This window comes from Ruegeria sp. HKCCD4884, assembly GCF_013110855.1.
In the GTDB taxonomy this organism is placed as follows: domain Bacteria; phylum Pseudomonadota; class Alphaproteobacteria; order Rhodobacterales; family Rhodobacteraceae; genus Ruegeria.
In genome coordinates this window covers 1-11,355 of the sequence record NZ_WVRJ01000024.1, presented here as the reverse complement: position 1 = coordinate 11,355, position 11,355 = coordinate 1, and the positions used below count along the sequence as shown (strand labels likewise).

Annotated in this window: 10 protein-coding genes; 6 read left to right on the top strand and 4 right to left on the bottom strand. The window is 57.4% G+C overall.

Annotated features, from left to right (window positions below; genetic code table 11):
- Nucleotides 1-14: 14 nt before the first annotated feature.
- Nucleotides 15-1,244 (top strand): polysaccharide biosynthesis/export family protein, encoded by a 1,230-nt coding sequence (locus GS636_RS22240; RefSeq protein WP_171672831.1) that lies wholly within the window; start codon nt 15-17, stop codon nt 1,242-1,244.
- A 1-nt stretch (nt 1,245) separates the two neighbouring features.
- On the opposite strand, the gene GS636_RS22235 is transcribed toward GS636_RS22240, so the two are convergent.
- The 4 genes from GS636_RS22235 to GS636_RS22220 all read right to left on the bottom strand — a co-directional run bounded on the left by GS636_RS22235 (nt 1,246) and on the right by GS636_RS22220 (nt 6,712).
- A complete protein-coding gene (locus GS636_RS22235) occupies nt 1,246-3,783 on the bottom strand; it encodes an ATP-binding protein (protein WP_171672830.1) in 2,538 nt (845 codons plus the stop codon).
- Between the two features lie 45 nt (nt 3,784-3,828).
- On the bottom strand, nt 3,829-4,335 hold the full coding sequence (locus tag GS636_RS22230; RefSeq protein WP_171185316.1) for a molybdopterin-dependent oxidoreductase: 507 nt from the start codon (nt 4,333-4,335) through the stop codon (nt 3,829-3,831).
- A 101-nt stretch (nt 4,336-4,436) separates the two neighbouring features.
- Nucleotides 4,437-5,318, bottom strand: coding sequence for a UTP--glucose-1-phosphate uridylyltransferase (locus GS636_RS22225; protein WP_171185313.1), 882 nt, complete (start codon nt 5,316-5,318; stop codon nt 4,437-4,439).
- A 20-nt stretch (nt 5,319-5,338) separates the two neighbouring features.
- A complete protein-coding gene (locus GS636_RS22220; RefSeq protein ID WP_253762975.1) occupies nt 5,339-6,712 on the bottom strand; it encodes a WecB/TagA/CpsF family glycosyltransferase in 1,374 nt (457 codons plus the stop codon).
- Nucleotides 6,713-6,964: 252 nt separating this feature from the next.
- Here GS636_RS22220 and GS636_RS22215 point away from each other — a divergent pair, with 252 nt between their 5' ends.
- The 5 genes from GS636_RS22215 to GS636_RS22615 all read left to right on the top strand — a co-directional run.
- Nucleotides 6,965-7,579 (top strand): response regulator transcription factor, encoded by a 615-nt coding sequence (locus GS636_RS22215; protein ID WP_171672829.1) that lies wholly within the window; start codon nt 6,965-6,967, stop codon nt 7,577-7,579.
- Nucleotides 7,580-7,693: 114 nt separating this feature from the next.
- Nucleotides 7,694-9,175, top strand: coding sequence for a hypothetical protein (locus GS636_RS22210; protein WP_171672828.1), 1,482 nt, complete (start codon nt 7,694-7,696; stop codon nt 9,173-9,175).
- 5 nt (nt 9,176-9,180) lie between these two features.
- Nucleotides 9,181-10,449 carry an O-antigen ligase domain-containing protein gene (locus GS636_RS22205; protein WP_371808767.1) on the top strand — a complete coding sequence of 423 codons (1,269 nt, stop codon included), beginning with the start codon at nt 9,181-9,183 and terminating at the stop codon, nt 10,447-10,449.
- Between the two features lie 204 nt (nt 10,450-10,653).
- Nucleotides 10,654-10,935, top strand: coding sequence for an HlyU family transcriptional regulator (locus GS636_RS22200; protein WP_171672826.1), 282 nt, complete (start codon nt 10,654-10,656; stop codon nt 10,933-10,935).
- Nucleotides 10,936-11,173: 238 nt separating this feature from the next.
- Nucleotides 11,174-11,355 (top strand): hypothetical protein (locus GS636_RS22615; protein WP_216602997.1); only part of this gene is annotated, 182 nt, incomplete at its 3' end.

Below are 11,355 nucleotides of genomic sequence, written 5' to 3'. Positions count from 1 at the left end.
CAGGAGAGTTCAAAATGAAACGACATTTCAAAGTTTTGGTTTTAGGGGCCGTCAGCGCGATTGCTCTATTGGGTTGCAGCAGCATGAAGACCCCGCGCAACATCGAACCCGTCGCAAAAGGCGAAAGCTATCAGGCCCAGTACCGTGCCCCATCACGGCGCCGGGCAAATGCGCCGTTGCTGCAAGCGGAACACTTGAACGGGCGCGCCTGTATGCCTCCGACCGGGGATCAGGGCACAGACGCCTTTGCCAAATGGTCTAAACCCGCGCTTAGCCCTTTGCTGGGCGAGAAACTTTCGCGCAATGATATGGTGCAGATCACCATCGACGGGGATGAGCTTCTCAGCGACACCTATGTTGTGTCCCGCGATGGCGACCTGAAGCTGCCGTACCTGCCGCCGGTGCGCGCGCAGGGCAGAACGACCGAGCAGGTCGAGCGGGACGTGGCCCGGGTTCTGGTAGCCGCACAGTTCTACGACAGTACCCCGCGCGTCACGGCGCGCATCAGCGATTTCGCCTCGGTCACTGTCGGCGTGAAAGGCGCGGTGTTTGAACCCCATTCGGTCGAGATCGGAGGCATCCCCGGCGACGCACTGGATCGAGGGCGTCAGGGCGTGCTGGGTGCCTCGACCGAGGCGCGCAACCTCTCGGTCGCCATTCGCGCTTCCGGAGGTGTGCGCCCGGATGCGGATCTGTCAGCAGTTGAGCTGCACCGGCAGGGCACGATCTACCGGATGGACCTGCGCGGGGTGTTCGAAGGCTCGGATCCGACCGACATCATGCTGCTGACCGGGGATCAGATCGTGGTCAACAGCCGAGGGTGTTTTCAGGATGATTTGATGCGTCCCAGCCCGATCAGCCCGCCCGGCGTAACGCTTTATATGTCCAATCTCACGCAACCTGCCACCGGCAACGCAGAGTCGGCCATTGGACGAGACGTGCGTGAGGTACCCTATGGCACGCGCTACCTGCAGGCCGTAGTCGATACCAATTGCGTCGGTGGGGCCAAGACCACCAATGCCAATCGCAGCGCGGTCCTGTTCACCCGCAACCCGATGACCGGGAACTCGATCGTTATTGAACGCAATATCGAAAAGCTGCTGCGACGTGGGGATCGCGATGACTATGACCCCTATGTTCTGCCAGGAGATGCGATTGCATGCTACGACAGTAAGGTTACCGGCCTGACCGAGGTCGCCCGCGCAGTTGGCATCGTCGGCGCAGCGGCGCTGCTGGCGCCCTAAGTCAATCCCAAGCGGGCGATGATTTCGCCCGCTCCCAAGCAGTGGAGACTGCAGCGAGTTTGTTAGTGATGTCTTTGTGTTCTTTGGCTGCAGTCTCTACCGCAACTAACGCCTCTCTAAACTCTTCCACGCCGAAGGTTGCTGCACTCCCAGCCAGTTTGTGACAGGCCTGAGCTATTTGACTTAAATCTGTCTGGTCAAATGCCCCGGTTTCTAGCTGTTCAACCAATTCATCCCCTTCGGCAATGAACTTGGCATGCAGGCGGGCAAAGACTTCAGGGCCGAGGCTGCCTTTCAACTCCGCTAACGGATCTGGCTGCGCATGCTCCGAAATCTGCCCGTCGGTGCGCGTGACCACCGAAAGCGCCCTGCGCAGGGCATTCAGCGAAATCGGTTTTCCAATGAAAGCCGTCATACCGGCGGCGCGAAAGGTCTCAACCGCATCTGGCAGGACATTGGCCGACACAGCGATAATCGGCACATCGGTCGACTGCCCTTGACCGCCACGAATATGGTGTGCAGCGGTTGGTCCATCCATCACCGGCATGCTGATATCCATCAGGATCGCGTCGAACCGCTGACTGCTGGCCTTGTCGACGCCGACCTGCCCATTTTCCGCTGTCGTTACACAATGACCGTCCAGCGCCAGCATGTTGCAGATGACCTCGAGGTTGATCTCGTTGTCTTCGACCACCAACAAGTTCAGAGGGCGAACGGTCTCGGTATTGATCAGAGCAGCTTCTAGCAGTTGGTCGCGCGCCGACGGCTGCAACGGTATCCGCAGCCAGAAAACACTGCCTTCGCCCAATGTGCTTTCCGCCCCGACCTCACCGCCCATAGTCTGCGCGAACCTACGGGCAATTCCCAGGCCAAGCCCGGTTCCTCCGAACCTGCGACCGATAGAGGGATCGCTGGTGTAGAAGTCATCAAAAATGGCGTCGATCTCATCATCGGCGATGCCAGCCCCGGTATCGATCACACGCACTTCGTATACATGTGCCTTACCCTGATCTTCAGGTTCACATCTTTCGACCTCAATAGAGACACGGCCATTTTCGGTAAACTTGATCGCATTACCCACGAGGTTCAGCAGAATTTGCCGCAACCTTTGCGCATCAGTCGCGACATGCGGATAGGCTCCACCCACCCATTGCCAAGAGATTGAGTTGCCGCGCGAGGCCGCATTGCCGCTTTGACCATCCACTAGGTCCTGCAGCATCGCGTTCAGGTCGGTTGGCTCGTGCGCGACTGACAGCTTGCCGGCCTCGAACCGAGCAATATCCAGCACCGCATCCACATGGCTTTGCAGAACCTGGCCCGAGATCTCCATGTTGCGGACAAACTGAGACTGCTGTTTGGTCGTGCGCGTATTCTTGAGAAGGGTGAGGTTGCCCAGCAGCCCGTTCAACGGGGTTCTGATCTCATGGCTCATAACAGTCAGAAAATCCGACTTGGCCTTTTCCCCGGCAAGCGCACGGTCGCGGGCCGAGACAAGCTCTTTTTGATCCGCAACGCTTTGTGAGATATCGCGGACGAAACCGATGACGATTTCCTCATCCCCGGCCTGGGCGGATTGCAACGCGAGTTCAACGGGAAAGACATCCCCATTCTTGCGCATCGCCTCAAGTTGGACGCGACCCTTGCCAACGACGTGACGGTCGCCTCCGCTCTGCATCCGCTCCATGCCTTGGTTGTGGGCCTCGCGTAAATGCGAAGGCACAATCAATTCACCGATCGAATGCCCTTTGGCCTCTGCCTCGGAATACCCGAAAATCGATTGTGCAGCCGCGTTGAACTCCAGCACCGTGCCGGCGGCGTTCACCACGATCACGGCATCCAATGAGGTCGACAGGATTGTATTCATGCGTTGGTTTGCCTGCTGAATCGCCTGCCCCCGCCGATCAGCTTTGCGGTTGACCACCAAGAGGTAGGAGCTGACCGCAGTCAGCGTCAAAAACAACCCACCGGACAAAACGGCCAGTTGAAACAGGCTGAGCGCGGTTTCCTCACGGCGATGATCCGACTGGCTTGCAAAGTACGAGATCGCCGAGACCGAAAGCTCTCGCACCTTTGGAGCGATCCCCTGCGCGCCGTCATAGAGATCCGGCAGCCCCGCAATGAGCCCAGGATCCCCAGCGTCGATTGTAGGCACTGAGGCCTCCAGGTAGGCGGAGACGTTACTCAGAGGTTCAGTGAATTTCGGGTCACTTCGCAGCGTTTCAAACAGACGCGAGGTGTTCAGAATATCGATACGGCTGTAAAAAAGATCGAAACGGCGGCGGATAAGGTCCAGGTTTTCAGTGCTTGCCTCTGCATCCGATTCACCAGCCTCTAGCGCGTTGAGGTAGAACAGGAACTCGACCTCGACCTGTGTCAGCGTCCATTGCACGTTGTCTGTCCGGGCCGACTGCCGGTCGCGCAGATCGGATATTACCTTGACGGACAGCAACACGACCAAAGCTAGGGCACCCAGAACGGCGATGCCGATGAGCCCGAAAGCCCACCGGCGACGCGAGTGGTTTTGGAAATTTCTTGTCAATGTCTGGCCCGCATCGCCCACTTCATACTGTATTGTAACCCCACGCTATTTAACGATTTCCAACCTGTCGAGTTGCCAAATGCTGCGAGAGTAAATCACCTCGGTCTGGTACTTGGTGTCACTGTCGTATGGATATACGATCCATAGCGGACCTTTCTGCCGCCGTGACATCGCCGCACCGTCCATCTCATAGGCGACAATCGGGTCCTGTTCCGAGATCGACTCCACAGGGATCTCAACCGCGTAGTCGTTGATCCCCGTTGCCCGGATTGTCTCGCCTTCTGCTCCGATCCGTTCCAGCAAGACAGACAGGGGAACGCCGACAAAGCTGGTCTCGCCTTCAGTCCAGATCGTCGAGGTTTCAAAGCTGCGTTGCGGCAGCGCCTGCAACATTTCCATATCGAACTGCGCCGCCCCGTCGGGCCTGGTCTGCGCGATGTTGCCTGAAATGGTCAGAATTACCTCTCCTGACGGAGCCGCCAAGTCTTCGGCGTGCGCAAACGTCAGGCAAAAGGTGAACGCCGCTGTGAGGATCGCAAAAAACAGACGCATTTTAGTCTCCATTTCTTTGACCGTAAGAAACCAGAAAGAGGTCCACAGCGACAGATGGGCATGGGGATACGCACCTATCCGAACGGATAGGTGCCTCGGTCTCATGCAGCAGCAGACAGGAGGTTCATGCGCTGACGCAACATGGATTTGAACCCGTCCCGCAGCTCGGCACGTTCCAACGCAAAAACGGTGGTTGCCTCAAGGTATCCGGCGACCGATCCACAATCGAAACGCTCTCCCTGAAAGGCGAAGCCGTGGCATCCGGTCCTTTTGATATCGGCCGCGATCGCATCGGTCAGTTGGATTTCGTTGCCTGCGCCAGGTGCCAAACCTTCCAGCTGATCGAAGATCGACGGGTGAAGAAGATACCGCCCGACAATGCCAAACTCGGACGGTGCCTCATCGGCGGATGGCTTTTCAACCAACCCTTTCAGATGTTGCACCTGCCCTTTGCTATGCTCGATATCGACCACGCCGTAGGCACTGATCCGGTCGAATGGAACCTCTTCGGTCGCGATCATGTGGCTGCCTTCAAAGTTCTGGACCATTTGCACCAGGACTAGGCGCTGCGCGTGGATCACATCATCCGGCAGGATCACCGCGAAGGGTTCATCACCTACAAAGTCTCGCGCCAGAGAGACTGCGTGGCCCAGACCGCGCGGGCTCTCTTGTTGGATAAAGCTGTATGTCTCATCCTCAAGGTTCGTGCTGCGCAAACGGTTCAGCAGGGTGGTTTTGCCGCCATCCTTGAGTTTGCGCTCAAGCCCCGAGTTCCGCCCGAAATACGTCTCCAGCGCGGATTGGCCGGTTGAGGTGATGAAGATGAATTCATCAATCCCTGCGGCACGGGCCTCGTCCACTGCATATTGGATCAAAGGGCGGTCGATCAGCGGCAACATCTCCTTGGTCACCGATTTGGTGGCGGGCAGAAACCTTGTGCCCAGACCCGCGACCGGGAAAACAGCTTTGCGAATACGTGTCATATTAATGCTCCTAGGGTTGATCAGTAAGCGCCGCGCCCCGACACGACGGCACGTGCGGTCAATGCGATGAGGAAGAGGTTCAGAAGGGGCGAGCGGGAGCGAACATAGGCTGTATCCAGTTCGATCATGCGGTCGAAGCCGATGCCCGCGCGGCCCGAAACCTGCCACAGGCCAGTGATACCGGGACGAACCTGCAGGCGCTCCAGCGCTTGGTCAGGATATGCGGCAACCTCTTCGGGCAAAGCCGGGCGCGGTCCGACCAGCGACATTTCCCCTTTCAGCACGTTGAAGATTTGCGGCAGTTCATCCAGAGAGAACCGACGCAGAACCTTCCCAACGCGGGTGATGCGTGGATCATTTTTGACTTTGAAGCACACGCCCTCACGATCCGAATGGTTGAGCAGATCCGCACGCCGCGCTTCTGCGTCTTGCGTCATCGAGCGGAACTTGTACATCGCGAAGGGCACCCCGTTTCGACCGATACGTGTCTGCCGAAAAAAGGCGGGGCCGCGACTGTCCAATCGCACCAATGCGGCGATTGCGGCCATGGGCAGGGCCAGAAGAGACAGCGCGACCACCGCCAAAGTGAGGTCCAGCAGGCGACATGCTGAGACCTTGGGGACAGAATTGTGCGCGGCACGCCCGAGGAATTCGAAATTGCCCATTAGATATCTGCGGGCCATGCGGCGGGGCTCCATCGCCAACCGCCATGCCCACTCCATTCGGGCGTGCCGAACGATGCGCGGTGCCCGACGTACATTGCCGGCCAGGAAGTCGAACAAAGCCCCCACGCCCAGCACGATGCGAGGGTCAAGCCGGTGGCGGTTCCGCGTTATCCACAGCTCCTGCAGTGGGACGCCCATTGCGACCAACAGGATGTCTGCGCCAGATTGGTTGATATCGTCGATCGCCTCATCAACCCGCACGGCCTCTTCAAATCCATCGCGCGTGCCAGCCACGGCCAAATCGGGGATCATGTGCTGCAACCGCGCCGCCGCTGCCTGAGCTGTTCCGGGACGTCCCCCCAACAGGTAGACCGACTGCCCAAGACGCGCGGCCCGTTTCAGCAGCTTGGGCACAAAATCAGTGCCGTTCAGATTCTCGGCCAGCTGGACACCTTGCAACTTTGCCGCGACCTCCACCCCAATTCCGTCAGGTAGGATCATATCTGCCCGGGCCAAAGCTGCTCGATATGTATGGTTGCGAGCCCTTATATTTGCGCAATGTGCATTCAGGAAAAACACAGTCCGGTGGGTCCCATCCAGCAGTTTTGAGATCACCTGTCCGGATCGGGCGTTCACAACTGGCAGACCCAAAATCTCAGGCTTTTCCAAAGTTGGTATGGGTGTTGGCTGCGCGCCTTTATGCATATCTTGGACTGACAGGAACTGCATGGAACTCTCCGATCAACGATGACAATCTGTGGCTTCAGACTGCCAATGAGACCCTGCAACCGATAGGCGAGCATCCGGAGAGAGATCGGAGAATAGGTCTATTCAAACGACCCCGCAGCACATAGCGTGGTGAAAACGGCCCGCTGACCTATCCGATTGGATATTCACCTGTCCGTCAGGAAGGCTTCATGCCATGGGTTCAATGTTTTACTAATGCATTTGGGTGTGGTTGGGGGCAGACGGAGATTTGAGATGAAAGTTCTTATTGCTGACGACCACGACCTTATTTTGGATACGCTCGTTGCCTTCATAGATGCAGCAGGCGGAATCGAGGTGGAGACCGCGCCGGATTTCCCAGCCGCGAAAACTTTGATTGAGAACGACGGAGCCTTTGATCTGGTTCTTCTGGACCTGAACATGCCCGGCATGAACGGATTGGCCGGACTTGAAACCTGCATCGCTTTGGACGGTGCCCAGCATGTGGCCCTGTTTACCGGCGACGCCTCGCGTGATCTGGCGCAACGCGCGCTAGAGCTTGGTGCAGCCGGTTTCGTCCCAAAAACTTTACCGGCTAAATCTCTGGTCAACGCGATCCGCTTTATGGCGATGGGGGAACAATACCTGCCTGCGGGTTTCATGAACGCAGAGCAGCCGGAAGACTCCCACCCCATGGCTCAAAAACTGACAGAGCGTGAGCGGCAAGTTCTGAAAGGGCTGACTGAGGGCAAATCCAACAAGGAAATCGCTCGTGATCTGGATCTGTCAGAGCCAACGATCAAACTGCATATGAAGACTTTGTACCGAAAAGTTGGTGTCAGCAATCGAACGCAGGCCGCCCTGGCCGCGCGCGAGGCTGGGTTGTTCTAGGCCTAACTATCCGAAGGGATAGGGGACGCTCCCAATCCCCTCGGCCCCTAGCCTGCTGAGCGAATGATCAGCAATCAGATGCGGTGTATCACCCTTGTAAGAAAGGGTTTTTCCATGCCGCAACAGATTTCGAACTCCTCTGAGTCCACGCGCGACATGCAATTTCTGCATTGGGTGCGCATTTCCCGATCCAATTTCAGAACGCTCGGGTGGCGCCGCATCGTAAAGGGCGGGCGCCTTAGCGATGTAGGCCGCCTGCCTCGTTACGTGGCATTATACCTTCTTGGGGCGAGTTGCATCTGGGCCCCGATCAGCGGCTATTTGGCGACCGCGCCTGTCAAATACACCTCTCACGCATCATTAATCCTGCCAGGATCTGGCGCTTCGGCATCGGTCAATCTGGCCAATATCGGTCAGGCATCCTCGTACGCGAATTCCGCCTTTGCCAACGGGTCAATCAGCCCGACCGAGACGTATAAACGTTTGTTGTCGGCCGACCGTATACTCGACGCGGCAGCCAAGGCGGTAGAGGCTGACCGGGACGCGTTTGGAAAGCCGCGGGTGCAACTGGTCGATCAAACCAGCCTGATCCATATCGAGCTTCAGGCGGCCTCTTCGGCAGACGCTCAGCAATATGGAGACGCCTTGGTGGCCGCCTTTTTCGCTGAGATTGACGCCCTGCGCGCCGATGAAATTGCCACCCGTGAGGCCAGCAATACCGGCGCGATCGAAGACTACACGAGCGCAATTCAGGCCACGCGGGCCGAGATCAAACAGCTGCAATCGCAAAGCGGTCTGATATCAGTCGCGCAATACCAAGAGCAGGTCGCCGCTAATGACCGTGCAAAGCAGGAGCTCCGAACGCAGGAGAGCGAGCTGGCACGCCAATCGGAACGTGTCGCCGCGCTTCAAGTCGCGTTGAATCTGCCCTCCGACGCAGCGGCGGCAACGCTGAAACTCTATGCTGATGCGCAGTACCTATCGTTGCTTGCGGATGTGTCGGTGGGGGCTGCAAAGCTGGCGCAAGCCGACGCGACCTACGGATCGCGCCACCCAATCTATGTGAATGCCCAAAACGAATATGAAGGGGCGCGTTCGGTTGCTTTAAAACGCGCGGCGCAGGTGACTGGTCTTGAGGTCGAGCAGCTCGGTGGACTGGATCGCGCGCCGGAAGGGCAACGGGCGCAGTTGCTCAGCGAGTTGGTGCGCGAAGATGCCTTGCGCGCCGGATTGGAAGAGCATGTCGCGACACAGCGCGCGCAAGTTCGTTTGGAAACCCTGCGCCTGTCAGACCTCGCCCCTATCGCCGCTGAATTGGAGGACCGGCAGAGAGATTTCGCCGTGGCAGAAGCCGTGTTCGCCTCTGCCATCGCGCGGTCCGAGTCGAAAAAGACCGATGTCTATGCCTCCTATCCCTTGATCCAAGTGCTGGAGAACCCGTCTCTGCCGACTCGCCCGTCTTCGCCGAACAAGAAGATCTCGATTGCCGCCGGGATCGTTGCAAGCCTTATGCTGCTGATGGGTTTGGTTCTGGCATGGATCCGGAACCCGCTGATCTCAAAGCTGCTGAAAGACCAGAAAGAGGCCGCAGTTTGACGCGTGTGGCCCCTCAAACGCCAGCCGAAAAGATCGTCTGGTGTACGCTGATCTGGACATGGCCGTTCTACGGGCTTGGCGCGCTGTATGTTATCGGTCCGGTGCTAGGTTGGATGTTGGCTACGATAGCCGGGGTGTCACTTTATCTCGGCCCGGTGATCCGTTTGGATATGCGTGCAACGGGCCCTGTACCTGCTCTGGTCTGGATCTGGAGCGTTGGCATGCTGGTGATGCTGGTCTCACTTTGGGCAGGCCATGCGGATTGGAACCTCAGCACCACCAAAACGATCAAATCGAGTATCGGATGGGCAAAGGGTTGGGCGCTGATCCCGTTGTTTATCCTAGCAGGGGCGGTTTTGCCAATACGGCGCGAGGTTTTGGTCAGAGGGCAATGTGTGGTAGGCCTTTGGACCTTGTGCCTTCTGCCGTTGCTCATTGCCGCCCCGTATGCCGGTCTGCCGCATCTGCTGTTTACATCTCCCCTTAAAGCAGTGGGCGGCCCGGGACCTGAATATTTCTCGGTCTACCTGTATACAATCGACCCCGCCAGCGGCACGCCGCGGTGGCAGTTCTTTGCGCCCTGGTCGCCATTCGCAGCCTTGTTGGGTGTCTGCATGGTCCTATTTGCCCTGGAAGAAAAACACAGCAGCTGGAAGGTCATCGGCTTGGCTGCCGGAGTTCTGATGATCCTTATGTCCAAGTCCCGAATGGGTATGGTCGGATTGGTGATCTGCTCGCTGTCACCCCGCCTCTTGCCACTTGTCGCCCGCAGCTTGGGGTGGATTCTATTGTCTGCAGTCACCACCACCGTAGCCGTTTGGGGCGCAGTCTTTGTCGAATTCGGCAACCGAGCCCTTTACAGGTTCAAATCCGCGCGCGCCGATAGTACCCGCGTACGCGAAACTCTGCAGCGTATAGCGTATGAGCGCTGGCAATCGGATGCGATGGTTTTCGGGCACGGCACAGTCAGACCCGGTGCGCATCTTGTTGAGTACATGCCGATCGGCAGCCATCACACCTGGTACGGATTGCTATTCGTGAAAGGGCTGACCGGATTTGCCGCGTTTCTCGTTCCTTTCCTCGGTCATTTAGCAATCGTCACCCTGGACGCCATAAAGTCGGAACGCGGGAGGCTGCCGCTCGGGCTGTTGCTCACAGTTCTCCTGCTGACCTTTGGAGAGAACGTTGAAATCCAAACCTATCTACTCTGGCCGACCTTACTGATGCTCGGATTGCATTTGCGAGAGGTCAAATCAGTATGTCTGGGAAGCTGATACGCCGCTAGGATTGTTGCGACACCAGCGTAGTGTCAGACGTCACTCTTTTGGGTTGGTTCTTCACTGCTGATAGGGGCATTTTGACCTTGTAAAGTGAGTACTTTCACATCGGGCAACCAACGAATTGACCGTGAAATGCTCTTCAGCCCGGCGTTTAGTGGCACTAGTCGCCGACTAGAGCCGGCTGAAAGGAGCCGCCCGTTGTCCCTCTACTCAAAACTCTTCGGCGGCGTTGAGAAGTCCGAGCCGGACCCGTTCTCTTACAAAGGGTTCGAGATCTTCCCCGACCTGATGGCGGAAGGCAGCAAATACCGTCTGTTGGTCCGTTTGGAGAAGACCATCGATGGAGATCGAAAGACCCGTACTTTGATCAGGGCGGACGTGTTTGACAGCCGGAATCAAGTCGAGAGCTTTAGCATTGCAAAGCCGAAGCAAATGATTGGTGAGCAGGACGAAAACGTTTTCGACTTGGCAAGCCGGTAGCTTTAAGCTCGATCTATGATCGGGAGCACTATATGAGCGGCACCGTGCGCGCGCCGCTAGGCATGCTTCTACGTCCAAGATTGAACGGACGGCTTAGGTTATCATTAGTCAACCATTTGTTGGGCAAAGGAGACTGTTTATCCGCCCTGTTGGTTTGTTAGCGGCTTCCGCAAAGCGCGGAAAGCGAACGTTCGCGAAAAACACTAAAAGACAGGTTTGTCCCGCATCGCAGTCAATAATGTACTGCAGAGAGAATGGCTCCTTTGCGGACTTTGCTGACGCCGACGCCCTCCAAGCCTTTTGTAGCCTGCAGCCAAACACCGGCATTGGTTATATTCGCAGTGGTTGGCTGTTGGAAGGCTACGGGGCTGTAGGCATGAAAGCTGAACAAACGAACTGGGTATCCTTACAACTAGGGTT

Excerpts from the sequence above, each read along its gene's own strand:
- GS636_RS22225 (WP_171185313.1), bottom strand. The coding sequence starts at position 5,318 with ATGACACGTATTCGCAAAGCTGTTTTCCCGGTCGCGGGTCTGGGCACA.
- GS636_RS22220 (WP_253762975.1), bottom strand. The coding sequence starts at position 6,712 with ATGCAGTTCCTGTCAGTCCAAGATATGCATAAAGGCGCGCAGCCAACA.
- GS636_RS22230 (WP_171185316.1), bottom strand. The coding sequence starts at position 4,335 with ATGCGTCTGTTTTTTGCGATCCTCACAGCGGCGTTCACCTTTTGCCTG.
- GS636_RS22210 (WP_171672828.1), top strand. The coding sequence starts at position 7,694 with ATGCCGCAACAGATTTCGAACTCCTCTGAGTCCACGCGCGACATGCAA.
- GS636_RS22215 (WP_171672829.1), top strand. The coding sequence starts at position 6,965 with ATGAAAGTTCTTATTGCTGACGACCACGACCTTATTTTGGATACGCTC.
- GS636_RS22240 (WP_171672831.1), top strand. The coding sequence starts at position 15 with ATGAAACGACATTTCAAAGTTTTGGTTTTAGGGGCCGTCAGCGCGATT.